The organism is Kitasatospora misakiensis, assembly GCF_042656005.1.
Taxonomy (GTDB): Bacteria; Actinomycetota; Actinomycetes; order Streptomycetales; family Streptomycetaceae; genus Kitasatospora; species Kitasatospora misakiensis.
On record NZ_JBHSOF010000001.1, the window covers coordinates 155090 to 172375 of the forward strand.

A 17286-nucleotide genomic window follows, 5' to 3' on the forward strand; every position below is an offset into this window, starting at 1 on the left:
GGCTCGCGGATCAGGGGCCGGTGCGGAGTTCGGCGGCGAGGCCGCAGAGCGCGGCGCGGTCGGGGCGGCCGGTCTTGGCGAGGAGGTTGGCCAGGTGCTTCTCCACCGTGCGCGGCGAGATGGAGAGCTTGCGGGCCAGCTCCTGGTTGCCCGGCCGGTCGGCGAGCAGGACGAGGACCTCGTACTCGCGGACCGTCACCCCGCAGGTGCGCAGGTCGGCGGGGACGGCGTCGCGGCCGCCCCGGTGCTGGGCGACGCTCGCGCCGGCCCGGCGCAGCAGGGTGCGGCAGGCGACGGCCACCGGCTGGACCTCCAACTGGTGGAAGTACTCCTCGGCGGTGCGCAGCCAGGCCACCGGTTCGCCCCAGCCCTCGGTGAGCGCGGCCTCGGCGGTGAGCCGCAGCGCGAGGTGGTGGGCGAGCGGGAAGGCCGCGGCGGTCGGCCGGGTCTCGGAGATCGCCCGGGCGGCCTCCGCGGACCGCCCCTCGCGGCCCAGCAGCACCGCGTCCGCGAACCGCAGGAACTGGCGGTTCCAGGCCAGTTCGGCGGCTGGCACGGCGGCGGCCCGGTCGAGCTCGGCGCGATCCCAGTGGCCCTCGACCACCTCCAGCAGCGGGTGCAGGCCGTGCCGGCCGGCCAGGTAGAACACGCTGGGGTGCTCCTCCTCCCAGGCCAGCCCGGCGGCGAGTTCGGCGCGGGCCGTGGCGCGGTCCTCGGCGAGCAGCGCGCCGACGGCCCGGCACAGCCCGTAGCGCAGCGGCGTCAGGAAGGACTCCTCGCCGCCCGCCTGCCGGAACCGGGCGAGTTCGCGCTCCATCTCCCGGACCCGGCCGAGGTGCGCGGCGAGGGTGGCGGAGGAGAGCAGCAGGTAGCGGTGGGCGGCGAGGTTGTGCAGGCGGGCGGTGGCGTCGAGGCAGCGGTCGACGATCGCGCGGGCGGTCTGCCACTCGCCGCGCATCACCGCGTTCATCGCGAGCAGGCCGTCGAGGGTCTGGGTGAGCACGATCGCGCCGAGGCCGGCGGCGGCCTCCCGGGCGCGTTCCAGCCGGGTGCCGTCGCCGGTGCGCATGAAGGCGTTGGCGCCGAGCCGGAGCAGCGCCTCGACCCGCCAGACGGGCAGGGCGTTGGCCTCAGCGACGGCGAGCATCCGCTCCAGGCAGGCGTCGGCGGCGTCGAAGCCGCGCTCGCGGGCGAGCAGGGCGAGCAACTGCCAGGCCTGGCAGGCGACCACCGGGAGGCCGGCGCGTTCGGCCACCTCGGCGGCGCGGCGGGCCCGCCGTTCGGCCTCGGCGAGGCGGGCGGCGGTGGGTGCGGTGATGGGGGCCGTGTCGGTGGTGGGGTCCTCGTCGGGGGCCGGGGTGTGGTCTGGCAGCAGGGCGAGGTGGCCCTCGACCACCGCCAGCGCGGCGTCCTGCTCGGGGCGCGGCCGGCCCGCCGTGAGCGCGCGTACGGCGGCCACCTGGGCCACCGCGTCCGCGCCGCGCTCGGCCATCACCGCCGCCCAGGCGAGCCGGGTGTGCAGCTCGATCCGGTGCTCGACGTCCGGGGCGGGGAAGGCCGCCCGCTCCGTGCCGGTGCCCGGCGCGACGGTCGCCGACTGCGGGACCGGCGGCAGCGTACGGACCAGCTCGAACGCCCGGTCCAGCTGCCCGGACTCGGCCAGCGCGGGCAGCAACTGCGCCGTGACGCAGGCCCGTTCGGCGTCCCCGGCGAGCTCGTGCGCGCGCTCCAGCAGGACCACCGCGGAGCCGGCCGCCCCGGCCTCCAGCACCCGTCGGCCGGCCTCGGCGAAGTGCACCGCCGCGCCCGCCCGGTCGCCGCTCGCCAGGAGCAGGGAGGCGACCAACTGGCGCCGTTCGTCGGCGAGTTCCGGATCGGCCCGGACGATGGCGCGGGCCGCCCGGCGGGCCAGCGCGGCCCGCTCGGCGGGGGCCAGCGCGGCCGTCACCGCGTCGGCGGTCAGCGCGTGCCGGAAGGCGTAGCGGTCCGGCGCCGCGCCGTCCGGCACGATCACATTGGCCTCGGAGGCCGAGCGGAGGTGGCTGAACAGGGTCCGGTCGTCGTAGCCGGTGATCAGCTGGACGGTGGTCACCGAGAACCGGCTGCCCAGGGTGGCCGCCGTCACCAGCAACTCCCGCACCTGCGGGTCGAGTTGGTCGATCCGGTGGCCCCAGCTGCGGACGATGGTGCTGGGCACGCCCGGCCGTGACCCGTCGGCCAGCACCCAGCGGCCGTCCTCGGCCCGCCGCAGCGCGCCGGAGTCGAGCAGGTCGGCGAGCAGCTCCTCGACCAGGTACGGGCAGCCGTCGCCGCGTTCGACGAGGTGCCCGACCAGGGCGGGCGGCAGTTCGGCGGCCTCGCCCTCCAGGATCGCGGCGGCCAGCGCGGCCACCTCGGCGGGCGGCAGCGGCGGCAGCTCGGTGACGGTCGCGGCGCGGCGGCGCTCGGCGGCCCGCACCAGCTCCAGCGCCGGGCCCGGTTCGGCCCGCAGGGTGGCGAGCAGCAGGACCGGGAGGCCCGCCAGGTTGTCGACCAGGTACTCCAGGACGGCGACGGTCTCGGCGTCGGTGTCGTGCAGGTCCTCCAGGAGCAGGACGCAGCCCTGGTCGCGGCCGAGCACCGCGAGCAGCCTGAGCAGCGCCTCGGCCAGCTCGACCACCGTCTCCGGGTAGACGCCCGGGCCGGCCGCCGTGGCGTCCCGCCACTCGGGGACCAGCCGGGCGAGCGCCGGACGGTAGGGCGCGAGTTCGGGGTCGGTCGGCGGACCGGCGGCCCGGAACCGGGAGGACAGCGCCTCGATGAGCGGCCGGAACGGCGTCACCGTCCCGGTCGAACTGCCCCGCCCGCGCAGCACCGGCAGGCCCACCCCGTACGCGTGGTAGGCGCACTCCCCGGCCAGCCGGGATTTGCCGATGCCGGCCTCGCCGAGCAGGAAGACCGCCCCGCCGGACCGCTGCCGGGCAGCGGCCAGCGCGCCGCCGAGCATCGCGAGCTCCGCGGCGCGGCCGACGGTGATCGACGACGTGGTGCGCATGCGCGCAGGCTACTTGACGGGGATTCCGTTCTGAAGTGCGGTGAATCGGCCACGAAGCAGATGCCGTGTCAGCACCGGATGGTTGCCGTACGACCACAATCGGAGTGCGGGGCTTCGAACCGGCGCGTGGGCCGGTGGCGGCGCGCGGTGGTGCGGGGTCCGCCGCCGAGGGGCTGCCCGGTCCTCGGCGGCGGACGGTCCGGCCGGTCAGGGCCGGGGTGGTGCGGTGGGTCGGGCTGCTTCCGGACGGGACCGGAAGGGAGCTGAACGCATCAGCGGGACCAGCGGGACCAGCGGGATCCGAGGGATCAGTAGGGAGTGGTCATGGTCGGGAACTCGATGATCGGCGGGATGGCGCCGCCGGTCCCGGCGAGCAGGTGGGAACGCAGGCCCAGGCCGCCGCCCGTGCGCAGGCGGATCTCGCCGGCCGGGTGGTCGGCCGTCTCGCCGGGGCGGACGGCGGATTGCGGCAGGGTGAGCCGCTCGTCGCGGTGGTGCATGGTCGGGTGCTCCGTTCGTGGTGGTGATGGATGGTCCGGGGATGAGGACGTCGTTCGGGTGGCGCCGGTTCGGTCGGGACGGGTGGTGCGGGCGGGGGACGGTCAGCGGAGCGCGACCGGTCTGCGCGGCCCGCTGGTGGCGCGCGGCAGGGCGGTCGGGCACGGGGTGCTCGGGCCGCCGCCGACGTCCGGACAATTCGGGGCGGTCGGGGCGGTCGCCGGGCTGGGGAGGAACGGGTCGCGGGGTATGGCGGCCCGGCGGGGCGTCGCCGGGGTGCCCGGGCGGAGCAGCAGGGCGGCGGGCACCTGGTCGGGGAAGCCGAGGCGGAGCAGGCCGTGGCCGATCCCGGCCAGCCCGGTGAGCAGCCCCGGGTGCGGGACGTGGTCGGGCGTTCCGGACCGCGGCCCGTCCTGGTCGACGGCGGCCAGCAGGGCGCCGGCCCGCCGGACCCACGGGGTGCGGCCGGGGGCGGGGCCGTGCCGGCCGAGCAGTTCCAGCACGCCCAGCTCGCCGTGGCAGAGGCTGTGGTCGCCGAGCGCCGTGGCGCGCGCCGTGTTCCGTACGGCGCGCTGGGCCCAGTCGGCGAGCCGGCGGTCGGCGAGCGCCGGCGGGCTGTCCACCACGGCGAGCGCGACGCCGGGGCGGCCCCGGCACCAGGAGCCCTCGCGGGAGCGGACGGCGGTGGCCGCGTGCAGGGCGGCCAGTCCGGCCCGGTGGTGCGGGCCCTCGGCGGGCTCGCCGACGGCCTCGGCGTAGCGCAGCAGGGCCCAGCCGACGCCGGCCGAGCCGTGGGCGAAGCCGGTGGTGGCGGGGAGGGGGTGGGCGGCGAGCCGTTCGGCGCAGCGGGCGGCGGCGGCCAGCGCGTCGGTACCGGTGCCGCCGGTGGTCCCAGCGGCTCCGGCATGGACGGCGAGCAGGGCCGCGAGTCCGCCGGCGGTGCCGCTGTGCACGCCCGGGTCGCTCTCGCGCTCGGCCGCGGCCGCCGTGAGCGCCACCGCCGCCCCCGTCCAGCCCGCGATCAGCGGGTCGTCCAGGAGCCGGGCGAGTTCGGTGAGCGCGTAGCTGATGCCCCCGAGGCCGGCGAAGGCGCCGGAACCGACGGCGGCCGGGTGGTCGGGGTGGGCGCCGAGGGCGTCGAGCAGCCCGGGGACGGGCGCGAGGGCGCGGCGGGCGGCCTCGGCGTAGCGGTCGGTCCCGGTGAGCGCGGCGAGCTGGGCGAGGAAGAGCGCCGTGCCGGTGTACCCGCCGGCCAGGTCGGCGCCGAGCGGCCGGACCCGCCAGTAGCGGTCGGCGAGCAGTTCCAGGCCGAGCCAGTTGGTGCGGGAGCGGCCCTGGTAGGCGGCGGCGACGAGCTGGTCCCCGAGCCCCCGGGCGGCGGCCAGCAGCCGCTCGGGCTCGGGCGCGGTGGCCCAGACGTTCTCCGGCTCCGGACGGCCGGGCCGGTGGGCGGGGGTGTCGGCGGCGCCGGCCATGGCGGCGCGGACGATCCACTCCTGGTCCTTGCGGTCGACCGCGCCGAGTGCGGCGAGCTTGGCCTCGACCCTGGCCAGGCCCGGTTCGGCGAACTCCCCGGGCAGCCGGTGGCCGTCCGAGGTCCACAGGTCGCGGGAGCCGGGCCGGGTGGTGAAGAAGGGGACGTCGCCGGTCCACAGGTCGGCGATCTCGTGGTCGGCCAGCCCGGGGCGGCCGGGGTCGTCGACCGCGTCGGTGCTCAGCAGGTCGAGCAGAGCCTGCCGGGCGCCGGCCTCGCGCAGCACGTCGGGGTGGGTGGACTCGTCGAGCAGGCGGGCGTAGACCCGGGTGGCCCGGGGCACCACCCGGACCTCGGCGTCCGCGAAGGCGCGCAGCAGCCCGCGCGGGCCGGTGAGTTCGTCACGGCCGGCGGCGAGCGCGGCGTATCCGGCGCGGAAGCCGGCCACCAGGGCCTCGGTGTGGTCGGCCGGGTCGACGGGGGCGCCGCCCAGCCGCGGCCGGTTGTGGGAGCCGCCGAACGGGCGGGGGCGGCGCACCAGCCGCATCTCGTCGGTGCCGGCGCCCGCCCAGTCGACGCCGTCGACCGGGGAGAGTCGCCGCCCGGTACCGCCGCCGCCGATGCCCGAGACGTCCACGGCGCCGTCGTCGCCGATCAGCAGCTGCGGCAGCAGGCCGACCCGGTGGACGGAGTCGGCGAGCGCGCGGGCCGCCGGGTCCTCGGCCGGGCCGGGGTCGCCGGTGGGGCCGGGGTCGGGGCCGGGGCTTCCTACGGGCGGGTGGAACAGGGTCTCGACGTCCACCAGCACCGGGTGGTCCCCGCAGGCGACCAGGTTCTCGAAGTGCATGTCGGTGCCGTCCAGGACGTGCAGCAGCGCGAGCAGCGCGCCCTGCCGCCGGTAGAAGCGCTCGACGTCGTACTGGGTCAGACAGGGGCGGGCCTCGGCGTACTCGGTCCAGCCGTGGCTGCCCCGGTCGAGCAGGCCGAGCGCGTGCAGTCGGGGCACCCCGGGCTGGGCGCTGTACCAGCCGACCAGGGCGTTGAAGTGCCGGTGCGCGGCGGGCGGCCGGGGGCGGTGGACGACGGCGGCGCCGTTCGCGAAGTGCAGCAGGCCGACGGCCCGGCCGCGCCGGTGGCGGTCGCCGGCGTCGGCGGTGACCGCCAGCAGCGTGCCCGGGTCGCGACCGCGCAGCAGCCCGGCGACCAGCAGGGGCCGGTCGACGGCGAACCGGTCCAGCAGTTCGGCGTGGGCGTCGGCGGCTTCCAGGCAGGCGGTGGCGAGCAGCCGGGCGAGGACGGGGTAGTCGCGCAGCAGCGCGGCCAGGCCCTCGCGGCGCGCGGTGAGCGCGAGGAAGGAGCGGAACCGCTCCTGCGGGGTGCCACCGGCCAGCCGCCCGGCGCCCCGGGCCACGTTGAGCTCCAGGACGAGGGTGCGCGCGGCGATCCGGGCCAGCCGTTCGGTGAGCCGCGCCGTGAACTCGGCGCGCAGCGCGGGCAGGTCGATCCGGCCCAGCTGCTCGGCGGCGCGCACGGCGGGGGAGAGCGCGGTCAGCAGTCGGACCTGCGCGCGGTCGGCGAAGGGCTGCAGGACGAGCGCGAAGCCGGTCAGCCCCGGGTACGCGGCACGCGGCACCACCGGCCGGACGGGCGCGGCGGCCACCGCGGCCTCGGTGAACGCGGCCCAGGCCGGGCGGGCGGCCGGGACCGGCCGACCGGGGGTGAGTCCCCGCTCCCACCACGACGGGCCGCCGGCACGGGGGGACCGGAGACGAGCGGGGTGGGAGCGGGGAGTCTGGGAGGGGTGGGGATGGTACGGGTCGGGTGCCGGCGCGGGTGCGCCGGGTCGGGCAGGTCCTTCGGTTCCTTCGGGTCGTTCGGTTCGTTCGGTTCGTGCGGGGAAGTCGCCGGGCATCGGAGTGTGCGGGAACGGTGTGGCCGAGGGGACCGCCGGCGTGACCGGGCCCTGAACCGGTCCGGCGCCCCCGTCGAGGCGCGTGTCGTGCACGGCGTTCACCTCAGCCACCACCGCACCTCCGATGCCGGGAGAGAGCCGCGCTGCCGTCGAAGGCGCTGCCCTCGTTGATGATCCTGTCGTTGCGGCGGTCGCCGGGGCATGGGGGTCGAGCCCCCATCTTTGTGCTGCCCGGCCCGCACGATCCGCCGCACCCCCGCCGATGGACGGGGGTGGTCGCCGTCGGGGCGACGGCGGCTCAGCGCCGGGCGAACAGCAGTTGGGTGGCCACGGCGGGGCGGCCGTTCATGGTGACCACCGGGATTTCGCGCTCGTCCACCGGGTCGAAGGCGGCGAACAGTCCGTCCAGCCAGTCCCGGGTGTGGTGGCGGCAGACCGCGCCGTCGCTCGTCTCGAACACGCCGAACCGGCCGTAGCGCGCCTCGCAGCGGCGGTAGCGCTCCCGGTTGCGCTCGTCCGGCTGGAGGCCGTAGTCGCTGACGTGCAGCAGAGCGCCCGGCCGCAGCACCCGGTGCAGTTCGGCGACCAGGGCGCGCTGGGCCGCGTCGTCCGGGACGCAGGTGAGCACGGCGAACAGGAAGGCCGCGTCGTAGCCGCCGTCCGGCCGGTCGAGCCCGGGCGGGTCGGCCAGCACGGCGAAGCGGGCGCCGGGCTGCTCGGCCCGGGCCCGGGCGATCAGCTCGGGGGCGACGTCCACCCCCTCGACGTCGGTGAAGCCCAGCGCGGCGAGCTCGCCCGCGAGCCGGCCGTAGCCGCAGCCGTAGTCCAGCACCGCCGCGTCCCGATCGATCCGCGCCGTCCAGGCGGGGTTGAGCGGGTGGCCGAAGGTCTTGGTGGTCCCGGTGGAGTTCCAGTACGCGGACTGGTCGTCAGGTGCCGACATGGCCCGATGATGCCACGGCAGGGCGGCGGTGGTGCGGCGGGGGTGCGCGGGGCGGGGGCGTTCGTCCCGTGGCCGGCCGCCGCCTTCCTGCTGCTCGGCCTCCTCGGCGCGCACCGGCGGTGACCCCTGACGAACCGTCACCGACCCTCCGCCGTACCCTTGCCGAGGGGCTCCAGACCCGGATATCAATCAGCCACCGGGGATGCCGTCCCGGTCCTGTCGAGAGGAACGTCCGATGACCGCCACCGCCTCGCCGAGCGAAGTCCTGCGCCAGTTCGTCCAGTTGATGGGCAAGGGCCCGGACCTGGCGGTAGTCGACCTGGTCACCACCGACGCCGTCTTCGAACTGCCCTACCTGACGCCCGGCGTGCCGCCGCAGCAGCCGGGCCGGGAGGCCTTCCTCACCCACCTGCAGCGGGGGGCCGCGATCCAGCGCTTCGACGCCGTCGACCACGTCGAGGTGTACGGCACGAGCGACCCCGAACTCGCCGTCGCCGAGTACCGGTTGCACGGCGAGGTGCTGGCCACCGGCAAGCGCTACACCCTCGACTCGGTGATGTTCGCCCGGGTCCGGGGCGGTCTGATCACGTGGTCCCGGGTGTACACCAACCCGCTGGACGGCGCGGTCGCCTTCGGCGCCGTTGACCGGCTGCTGGGCGCCCTCCGGCCGGCGGCGGAGTAGGCCGGGGCCTCCCGGCGGCGGCCTTTCCCCGGTCGGGCCGCCGCCGGGAAGCCGCTGTGCCCCGGACCTGGTCGTCGGCCGCCGCCTGCCCCCCCGATCGGAGCAGTGGCAGGCCCGGCCCCGCTCGCGGCCGGGCGGGCCCCGGTGGACGATCGCCGCATGACAACCACCACGGCATATCACCACGGCATGTCGCCGAGCTCTCCTACGTGTCGCGATGACGCGTGAGGGCCACCCCCCAATCGATCAGGAGTCATCCATGGCAACCGAGCGCGCGGTCGGATCGGCAGTGGACGCGGCCTTCTTCGAGGCCGTCGGAGAAGTCTTCATGCGGTACCCGGACCTGAAGACGAAGTACGCCGTCGTCAGCCTGGCCCTCGAAGCCGAGATGGGTATCGACTTCGAACGGCAACACGGAGTGTCCCGGGTCGAGGGCGACCGGATCGTCACCGAGTTCGTGGACCGGGACAGGCCGATTCCGCGCTCGGTGACCGCCGGTATCCCCGCCAGGATCTGCCTGGAGGAGGACGCCCAGGGCAATTGCCTGGAGTGGTGGTACTACTGACGGCGTTCCTGGCGCTGAGGCCCCGCCCGGCGCCGCCACCCCGCGCCCGCCGGTCTGACCTCCGTCGGTCCGGCGGGCGCGGAGCGGCCTTTCGGTCAGGCGTGCAGGTCGGCGAGGTCCTTGATGTCCTGGAAGCTCATGCCCATCGCGTGGTACAGCCGCACCTGCTCCTCGTTCATGGCGCCGTCCCGGGTCAGCTCCTTCACCTGGGCGTCGGTCAGCGGCTCGACCGGGCCGTCCGCTCCGCCCGCTCCGCCCGGGCCGGTGTGGCGGGAGCCGAGCGGGCCGCCGGACGTGAGGCCGCCGACGAGGCCGGCGAGGTCCTCGGAGCCGATCTCGGTGGCGCCGGTCGGTGCCTGGACGGCCGGGGTGTCCTTGCCGAACGCGATCCGGAGCGGGAGCGGGGTGCCGGGGGCGGCCTTCTCCTCCAGCTGCGCCAGGTCGAAGCTGACGGCGGACAGCGTGCCGCCGTCGAGGAGGACGTCCAGCGCCAGCGGGCGGTCCGGGACCTTGGTCGGGGCGGTCTTCGGCAGCTTGCCGAGGTTCGGGATGTCCTTGGCGAGCGGTTCGACGGCCTTCAGCAGGTCGTCCGTCAGCTTGCGGGCCGGGGCGGTGACGATGATCCGGTCCTTGCCGTCCTGCTTGCCCTTGTCCTCGAAGGACAGGTCGTGGGCGAGGATGTCCTTCAGCGAGGCGGTCAGGTTCTCCGAGACCTTCGGGTCCAGGGTCGGCGCGGGGGTCGCGGCGCCGCCGCTCGTGGACCGGCCGGGGCGGTCGGCGCCCTCGATCACCTTCGGGTCGAAGGCGACCCACTGGCCCTTCAGCGCGTTCTGCAGGGCGCCGGGCAGGCCCTCGGCCAGCCCCTCGACCTCGGCGGCGTCCTCCCCGACGAGGTGCGCGAAGCCGGCGAGGTCCGCCCGCGCGTAGGCCTTGCCGCCGACCTGGCGGAGTTCCACCAGCGGCGCGCCGCCCTTGCCGGTGAGCGTGTAGGAGGCCGAGACCGACGGGTCGGCCGGCTGCGCGGCGCCGCTGCCGGCGCCCTTGGAGGGCTGGATGTCCTTCAGCGGCTTGTCCGCGCTGAAGGCGATCGACAGGCTCACGGCGGAGAGCGCGGCAGCGCCCTCCTTGTCGATCTCCTCACCGGTGGCCGCCCCGAACGCCTCGATCTGCGCGGGGGTGGCGTCGACGGACAGCTTGGCGCTGAAGGACTTGCTCCGGCCGAACGCGTCGAAGGCCTTCGACACCTTCTCGGCCGCGCTGAGCTGCTGGACGGTGCCGCACGCGGCGAGGCCGGTGGCGAGGACGGCGCCGCAGGCGGCGGCGGCCAGGGTGGTGCGGGCGGACCGGCGTATCACGGTGCTGATGGCAGAACTCCTGAGGTGCAAGGTACGGCTGTCGGGCATGCGGACGCGACCGGCGCTGCCGGGCACGGCGTGCCGCTGTGACGGGTGCGGCACAGCGAAGCACAGAACCCCTGGTGGGGGCATCCGCATTTCGGCAGCCCGGAGCGGGCGGCCCGGTGCGGACGGCCCGGAAGGGCGGTCCACAAACTACCGGGCCCGACCGACAACCCGTCGCCCGGGCACCGGTCGGGGCACCGGTCGAGCAGTGACCGGTGCCCCGCCCGGCGGGTCCGAGGAGGCCGGACGGGGGGCCGGGCCTCCTCGGAGTCAGGGTGCGCCTCAGCCGCGCCGGCCGCCGGGTGGGCGGACCTCGGCCTTGACGCGCAGGTCCGGGCTGTTGCGGAAGGTCAGGGTGAACTCCACCCACTGGCCGACCGTCAGCGCGGGCGGATTGATGATCATCAGATCGGCGTCCTCCGGGGACATCGCGAGCTCGCCGCGCTCGGGCACCGGGAGGGCCGTGGCCGGCTCCCAGCGGCCGGCGGCGCCCTGGTGCAGATGCCGCTTCAGCGTCACCTTGCCGCCGAACTCCCAGCTGGCGCCCGTCAGTTCGTCGGGTATGTCGCCGGGGTTGCGGACCGTGAAGAACGCGGCGGTGGCCGGGACCCCGCCCGCCGTGGGCAGGAGCAGCCAGCCCGGTCCGGCCTCGACCGGGCGCGCGGTGCCCGCGCCGCCGATCGCCGTCCACCCGGAGAGCAGCGCGAGCGCCACCGCGGCGGCCCCCACCGGCGGGCCGACCACCTTCAGCCGCTCGGCCACCCGCCGCCCGCTCACCGTCCTGCCTCCGCTCAGCGTCCCGCGCCCGTCCGCCGTCCCGCTCACCACGTCGCACCCGCCGAACGCCGCGCCCCGGCCGGCCGCCGAGCCGTACCCGACCGCCGGCCACCGCCCGCCGCGCCCCCGCCCGCGCCACCGCCACCGTCGCCGCCCCCGCCCCCGTCCGCGGCACCCCGCCCCGGACGCCACGTCCGCAGCCGCAGGCTGTTGCCCACCACCAGCAGCGAGCTCAGCGACATCGCCACCGCCGCCAGCATCGGGTTCAGCAGCCCCACCGCCGCCAGCGGAATCAGCACCACGTTGTAGCCGAACGCCCACACCAGGTTGGCCCGGATCGTGCCCAGGGTGCGCCGGGCCAGCCGGACGGCGTCCACCACCGCCTCGATGTCCCCGCGCACCAGCGTCAGCCCGGCCGCGCCGATCGCCGCGTCACTGCCCGAGGCGAGCGCCACCCCCAGGTCCGCCGAGGCCAGCGCGACGGCGTCGTTGACCCCGTCGCCGACCACCGCCGTGGTCCGCCCGGCGGCCTTCAACTCGGCCACCACCTCCGCCTTGCGCTCCGGCGAGGCCGAGGCGTGCACCCGCTCGATGCCCAGCTCCCGCGCGACCGCGTGGGCCGCGCCCGGGCCGTCACCGGTCAGCAGCACCGGCTCCAGGCCCATGCCGCGCAGCCGGTGCAGCGCGCGCCAACTGCCCGAACGCAGCGTGTCACCGACCGCCAGGACGGCCACCGGCCGGTCGTCCAGCTCCACCACCACCGGCGTGCGGCCGGCCGCGGAGGCGTCCGTGAGCGCCGTCGTCAGCTCCGCCGGCAGCGGCGCCCCGGCGTCGTCCGGGCGGACCACCCGGACCCGCTGCCCCTCCACCTCGCCGGACACCCCGACCCCGGCGGTGGCCGCGAACTCGGCCACCGCCGGGAGGGGTTCGGAGCCGCACCGGGCCCGGGCCGCCCCCACGACGGCCCGCCCGATGGGGTGCTCCGAGCGGTGCTCGACGGCCCCGGCGAGCCGCAGCACCCGGTCCTCGTCGACGCCCGCGCTGGCGGCCACGGCCACCGCCGCGAGCTCCATCCGGCCGGTGGTCAACGTGCCCGTCTTGTCGAGCACCACGGTGTCGACCCGGCGCAGGCTCTCCAGCACCTCGGGCCCGCGCACCAGGACGCCCAGTTCGGCCCCGCGCCCGGTCGCCGCCAGCAGCGCGGTCGGCGTGGCCAGGCCCAGCGCGCACGGGCAGGCCACCACCAGCACGGCGACCGCCGCCGTCACCGCCGCCTGCGGGTCGGCCCCGGCGCCCAGCCAGAAGCCCAGCACGCAGACCGCCACCGTCAGCACGCATGGGACGAACACCCCGGCGACCGTGTCCGCCAGCCGCTGCGCCCGCGCCTTGCCGGCCTGGGCGTCCGCCACCAGCGCGGTGATCCGGGCCAGCTGGGTGTCCGCGCCGACCGCGGTCGCCCGCACCACCAGCGCCCCGCCGACGTTCACCGTGGCGCCCGCCACCTGGTCACCGGGGCCGACCTCCACCGGCACCGACTCGCCGGTCAGCAGGCTGAGGTCCAGCGCGGAACCGCCCTCGACCACCACCCCGTCGGTGGCCACCCGCTCACCCGGCCGGACCACGAACTCCTGCCCCGGCAGGAGCTGTTCGATCGGCAGCAGCCGCTCCTCGGCGGTCTCCGGGTCGCGGACGCACACCTGCTTGGCGCCCAGCTCGGCCAGCGCCCGCAGCGCGGAACCGCTGCGCCGCCGCACCCGCCCCTCCAGCAGCCGACCGGCCAGCACGAACAGCGGCACCCCGACGGCCGCCTCCAGGTAGACGTGCGCGGTGCCGCCGCCGTCCGCCGTCAGCGAGAACGGCATCCGCATGCCGATCTCGCCCGCCCCGCCGAACAGCAGCGCGTACGCGGACCAGCCGAAGGAGGCGACGACCCCGAGGCTCACCAGGGTGTCCATGGTCGCGGCCGCGTGCCGCAGCCCCTGCCAGGCCCGCCGGTGGAAACCGGCCGAACCCCAGCTCGCCACCGGCAGCGCCAGCCCGAAGCAGACCCACTGCCAGGCCGGGAACTGCGCGGACGGCACCATCGACAGCACCAGCACGGGCACCGCCAGCAGCGCCGTCACCAGCAGCCGCCGGCGCTCGTCCGCGTCCTCCGCCTCGGGGCCGGTGGGCGGCACCCCCTCGGGCACCAACCCGGCGGTGTAACCGGCCCGTTCGACCGCCGCCACCAGGTCGTCGACGCCCACCTCGGCCGGGTGCAGCACCCGCGCCCGGCCGGTGGCCAGGTTCACCCCGGCGGTGACGCCCTCGATCCGGGCCAGCCGCTTCTCCACCCGGCTCACACAGGCCGCGCAGGTCATCCCGCCGACCACCAGGTCGGTGCTCACGAGAGCGTCGGCCTCCTCGGCCGCCCTCACCGGGCCGCTCCCATGTCGTGCCCCATCCCGGGTTTCCCGCCGCCTCCGCCACCGGGCGTCAGCCCGGGCGTCACCGGCCCGGCGCCGCGACCCACCGCGAACGCCACGACGAAGACCACTACCAGCAGCAGGGCGAACCCCGCGAGCACACTCAACGGCCGGGCACCCGGCGACATCCCACTCACGCCCCACCAGTCGTCCCCCCACCCCGCCGAGTTCCCGTACACCCCGAATGACCCGAATCACACCCACCAATGGGTGTACCGCCGCGCCCGGCCGGCACGGGGCGGGGCGCGCTGCGGCAGCGGGATGCGGACGATCTGGGGGCGTGGTCGCTGAGTTGGGTGGGGAGGAGGGGGCGGGAGCCGGTGCGGCGTCAGTCGTCGGTGAGGGTGAGCCGGATGCCGATGGTGCCGCGCTCGCCGCGTCGCAGGCGGCTGCCGAGCAGGGTGGCGACGCCGAGGAAGCCGTACTTCTGCCGCAGCAGCGTCCGGTAGGCGGCGGTGCCCTCGGGGCCGAGGATCTCGGCGGTGGCCGGGACGGACTCACCGGTCGGATTGCCGCGGACGTCGCAGGGGCCGACCAGGACGTCCGGGCGGTTGCGGATCCGCTTGACCTTCCACGAGTCGGTGACGGTCCAGATGCCGAGCGCCTCGCCGTCGCGCACCACCCACACCGGCGTCGGGACGGCCGTGCCGTCCTTCTTGAAGGTGGTGACCAGCAGGTAGCTGCCGGAGGAGAGGCCGACGAGGCGTGCGAGCCGTTCCTGCCGGTGCGGGTCGGGGTGGGGAGTGGCGCTCATGCCGGGCATTCTAGGGCCCGTCAGCCTGTCAGTGTCGGCGGCGGGCGCCGGCGGAGCGGACGAGGGACCGGGCGCGGCGGGCGAGGCGTCGGCGGTTGCCGCCGCCGACGGCCGTGGCACCGCCGACGGCGGTGGCACCGCGCGGCGCGGAGGACGCGACGGGCGGGGCGGTGCGGGCGACGCGCGGCGCGTAGTCCGGCCGCGGCGGTACGGCGACGCCGCCGAGCACGGTCGGGGAGGGGGCGGGCCCGGCGACCGCGGCGGTCCCGGCCTGCGGGCGCCGCCGGGTGCGGAACCGGACCGCCGTCCAGAGCGCGAGCGTCAGCGCCGCGCCGAACGCGACGGCCGTCCAGCCGCCCGGGCCGAGGGCGCGGTCGGCCTCCCGGATGGCGTGCGGCAGCACACCGCCGGCGGCGGGCGCCTCGGGGCCCGCCGGGGCGGAGGCGCCGGCGGCCTCCTCCACCAGGTGGCCGACCGGCTCGACCTTGCCGGCCGCCGCGAAGCCCCAGTCCAGCAGCAGCGCCGCCTCGTCGTAGACCTTGGACTGCTGCTCCGGGTGCATCACCGTCACCAGCAGGGTCCGGCCACCCCGTTCGGCCGCCCCCGTGAAGGTGGCGCCCGCGTTGGTGGTGTAGCCGTTCTTCACCCCGATCAGGCCCGGGTACTTGCCCAGCAGGCGGTCCGTGTTGGCGATGTCGAACGTGGTGCGCTGCCCCGTCGTCTTGTCCACCGCGCCGGGGAAGTGCGCGGTGCGGGTCGCGCAGTAGCTGCGGAAGTCCGGGTTGCGCAGCCCGGCGCGGGCGAACAGCGTGAGGTCGTACGCCGAGGAGACCTGCCCGTCCTGGTCGTAGCCCTCCGGCGAGACCACCCGGGTGTCCAGGGCCTGGAGGGCGGTCGCCCGCTCCTGCATCTGGGTGACGGTGCGGGCCAGTCCGCCGTTCATGTGGGAGAGGACGTGCACGGCGTCGTTGCCGGAGGCGAGGAAGACGCCCCGCCAGAGGTCCTCGACCCGGTACGGCAGGTTCTCCTTGATCCCGACCAGGCTGCTGCCCGCGCCGAGCGCGGCCAGCTCGACGGGGGCGACCCGGTGTTCCAGGGACCGGTCGAACTTCGGCAGCACGGTGTCCGCGAAGAGCATCTTGAGCGTGCTGGCGGGCGGCAGCGGGAGGTGGGCGTTGCGGGCCGCGAGCACCTCGCCGGTCGTGGCGTCGGCGATCAGCCAGGACCGTCCGGTCAGTCCGGCGGGCAGCTCGGGCGCGCCGGTCCGGGGCGCCACCTGGACGGCCGGCCGGGCCAGCCGCTCGCCGCCGACCACGGTGCTCGCGTCCTGCGCGGCACCGGCCACGGCCGTCGCGGTGGCGGTGCTGCTGGCCGAGGGTGACGGGGTCGCGGTCAGGAGTCCGGCCGACGAGGCGGCGGGCGCACCGGCCACGAGGACCAGCACGGCGACGGCGCCGGCCGCCGCCGGTCTCCCGGCCCGGGCGTGCCTTCTGACGTGGGGTGACCTCTGCTGCACACCGCGAACGTACCCGGGTGGCCGCCGACCCGCCCTGCCCGTTGCTCCGTCCGGGGCCGCTCCGGGCCCCGCCCGGGCCGGTGGACGCTGCTCCGCACGCGCGACTTTGGTGGCCCCGGTCGCTCCGAAAGTCGGATCCCGGCGGCCACGGCAGTGGCGGCGGGCCGGGACGGGGGAACGAACCCTCGGACGCCGGCCGTTCCGCCGGTTGACGAGTCGTCGACGAGGAGGGCCGCATGACCAAGCAGGCGTACGGACGGATCGCGCACCGTCATGTCGAGGTGAACGGTGTCCGGCTGCACGTCGCCGAGCAGGGGGAGGGGCCGCTGGTCCTGCTGCTGCACGGCTTCCCGGAGAGCTGGTACTCCTGGCGGCACCAGGTCGCGCCGCTCGCGGAGGCCGGCTACCGGGTGGTCGCGGTCGACCAGCGCGGCTACGCCCGCAGCGAGCAGCCCGCGTCGGTCGACGCCTACACCCTGCTGCACCTGGTCGGCGACGTCACCGGGCTGATCCACGCCCTCGGCGAGGAGAGCGCCGTCCTGGTCGGCCACGACTGGGGCGCCCCGGTCGCGTGGACCACCGCGACCCTGCGCCCCGACCTGGTGCGCGGGGTGGCCGGGCTGAGCGTGCCGCCGCTGCCCACCCTCGGCCCGCCGCCGCTGGCCCAGGGCCGGGAGCGGTACGGCGACGGCTTCTACCAGAACTACTTCCAGCGCCCCGGTGTCGCGGACGCCGAGCTCGGCCACGACCTGCACGCGACGTTCCGCCGGATCCTCCGCGGCGTCTCCGGCGACCGTCCGCGGGGCGGCGGCGCGGGGCCGCGCGTCTGGGTGGTCCGCGAGGGGCAGACGCTGCTGGAGAGCATCCCCGAGCCGGAGAAGCTGCCCCACTGGCTCTCGGAGGCGGACGTCGAGGCCTTCGTCGCCGACTACGCCGAGCACGGCGAGCGGGCGTTCACCGGGGGGCTCAACTGGTACCGCAACATCGACCGGAACAACGAGCTGCTCGCCGGGCTGGCCGGCCGGCCCGTGGACGTCCCCGCGCTCTACGTGGCCGGGGACCAGGACATGGTCACGGCGCTGATCCCGGAGGAGGCGCTGCGCCGGCTGCTGGAGCGCCTGACACCGAAGCTGTACCGGCGTGTCACCCTCCCGGGCGTCGGCCACTGGACCCAGCAGGAGAGCCCGGCCGAGGTCAACGCGGCGCTGCTCGACTTCCTCGGGCACCTGGACGGCTGAGCCGGCGGGCGGGTGGCGGGCGGGGCCT

Annotated in this window: 12 protein-coding genes; 3 read left to right on the forward strand and 9 right to left on the reverse strand. The window is 76.6% G+C overall.

The window, feature by feature from the left end; all coding sequences use genetic code 11:
* Positions 1 to 10: 10 nt before the first annotated feature.
* From ACFP3U_RS00570 to ACFP3U_RS00585, 4 genes are all read right to left on the reverse strand, one after another.
* The gene (locus tag ACFP3U_RS00570) at positions 11 to 3034 is read right to left on the reverse strand and encodes a helix-turn-helix transcriptional regulator (protein WP_380223025.1); all 3024 of its coding nucleotides are present in this window, start codon (positions 3032 to 3034) and stop codon (positions 11 to 13) included.
* Between the two features lie 308 nt (positions 3035 to 3342).
* Positions 3343 to 3534, reverse strand: coding sequence for a hypothetical protein (locus ACFP3U_RS00575; protein WP_380223026.1), 192 nt, complete (start codon positions 3532 to 3534; stop codon positions 3343 to 3345).
* Between the two features lie 102 nt (positions 3535 to 3636).
* The gene (locus tag ACFP3U_RS00580; protein WP_380223028.1) at positions 3637 to 6666 is read right to left on the reverse strand and encodes a type 2 lanthipeptide synthetase LanM family protein; all 3030 of its coding nucleotides are present in this window, start codon (positions 6664 to 6666) and stop codon (positions 3637 to 3639) included.
* Positions 6667 to 7216: 550 nt separating this feature from the next.
* Positions 7217 to 7861 carry a class I SAM-dependent methyltransferase gene (locus ACFP3U_RS00585; protein WP_380223029.1) on the reverse strand — a complete coding sequence of 215 codons (645 nt, stop codon included), beginning with the start codon at positions 7859 to 7861 and terminating at the stop codon, positions 7217 to 7219.
* Between the two features lie 235 nt (positions 7862 to 8096).
* Here ACFP3U_RS00585 and ACFP3U_RS00590 point away from each other — a divergent pair, with 235 nt between their 5' ends.
* Both ACFP3U_RS00590 and ACFP3U_RS00595 read left to right on the forward strand, forming a co-directional pair.
* On the forward strand, positions 8097 to 8543 hold the full coding sequence (locus tag ACFP3U_RS00590) for a nuclear transport factor 2 family protein (protein WP_380223030.1): 447 nt from the start codon (positions 8097 to 8099) through the stop codon (positions 8541 to 8543).
* Between the two features lie 259 nt (positions 8544 to 8802).
* Entirely contained in the window at positions 8803 to 9108 is a 306-nt protein-coding gene (locus ACFP3U_RS00595; RefSeq protein WP_380223032.1) for a hypothetical protein, read from the forward strand.
* A 95-nt stretch (positions 9109 to 9203) separates the two neighbouring features.
* On the opposite strand, the gene ACFP3U_RS00600 is transcribed toward ACFP3U_RS00595, so the two are convergent.
* From ACFP3U_RS00600 to ACFP3U_RS00620, 5 genes are all read right to left on the reverse strand, one after another.
* Complete coding sequence (locus ACFP3U_RS00600; RefSeq protein WP_380223033.1) at positions 9204 to 10463, reverse strand: hypothetical protein; 1260 nt, start codon at positions 10461 to 10463, stop codon at positions 9204 to 9206.
* A 327-nt stretch (positions 10464 to 10790) separates the two neighbouring features.
* The gene (locus ACFP3U_RS00605) at positions 10791 to 11285 is read right to left on the reverse strand and encodes a copper chaperone PCu(A)C (RefSeq protein ID WP_380223034.1); all 495 of its coding nucleotides are present in this window, start codon (positions 11283 to 11285) and stop codon (positions 10791 to 10793) included.
* A gap of 44 nt (positions 11286 to 11329) precedes the next feature.
* Positions 11330 to 13645 (reverse strand): heavy metal translocating P-type ATPase, encoded by a 2316-nt coding sequence (locus tag ACFP3U_RS00610; RefSeq protein ID WP_380223295.1) that lies wholly within the window; start codon positions 13643 to 13645, stop codon positions 11330 to 11332.
* A 433-nt stretch (positions 13646 to 14078) separates the two neighbouring features.
* Complete coding sequence (locus ACFP3U_RS00615; RefSeq protein WP_380223036.1) at positions 14079 to 14504, reverse strand: PPOX class F420-dependent oxidoreductase; 426 nt, start codon at positions 14502 to 14504, stop codon at positions 14079 to 14081.
* Between the two features lie 28 nt (positions 14505 to 14532).
* Positions 14533 to 16020 (reverse strand): D-alanyl-D-alanine carboxypeptidase family protein, encoded by a 1488-nt coding sequence (locus tag ACFP3U_RS00620; protein WP_380223038.1) that lies wholly within the window; start codon positions 16018 to 16020, stop codon positions 14533 to 14535.
* Between the two features lie 236 nt (positions 16021 to 16256).
* On the opposite strand from ACFP3U_RS00620, the gene ACFP3U_RS00625 reads away from it, so the two are divergent.
* Entirely contained in the window at positions 16257 to 17258 is a 1002-nt protein-coding gene (locus ACFP3U_RS00625) for an alpha/beta fold hydrolase (protein ID WP_380223039.1), read from the forward strand.
* Positions 17259 to 17286: the final 28 nt, after the last annotated feature.

Coding starts and splice junctions, on each gene's coding strand:
- ACFP3U_RS00625 (WP_380223039.1), top strand. CDS start 16,257: ATGACCAAGCAGGCGTACGGACGGATCGCGCACCGTCATGTCGAGGTG.
- ACFP3U_RS00585 (WP_380223029.1), bottom strand. CDS start 7,861: ATGTCGGCACCTGACGACCAGTCCGCGTACTGGAACTCCACCGGGACC.
- ACFP3U_RS00575 (WP_380223026.1), bottom strand. CDS start 3,534: ATGCACCACCGCGACGAGCGGCTCACCCTGCCGCAATCCGCCGTCCGC.
- ACFP3U_RS00615 (WP_380223036.1), bottom strand. CDS start 14,504: ATGAGCGCCACTCCCCACCCCGACCCGCACCGGCAGGAACGGCTCGCA.
- ACFP3U_RS00570 (WP_380223025.1), bottom strand. CDS start 3,034: ATGCGCACCACGTCGTCGATCACCGTCGGCCGCGCCGCGGAGCTCGCG.
- ACFP3U_RS00590 (WP_380223030.1), top strand. CDS start 8,097: ATGACCGCCACCGCCTCGCCGAGCGAAGTCCTGCGCCAGTTCGTCCAG.
- ACFP3U_RS00610 (WP_380223295.1), bottom strand. CDS start 13,645: ATGACCTGCGCGGCCTGTGTGAGCCGGGTGGAGAAGCGGCTGGCCCGG.
- ACFP3U_RS00595 (WP_380223032.1), top strand. CDS start 8,803: ATGGCAACCGAGCGCGCGGTCGGATCGGCAGTGGACGCGGCCTTCTTC.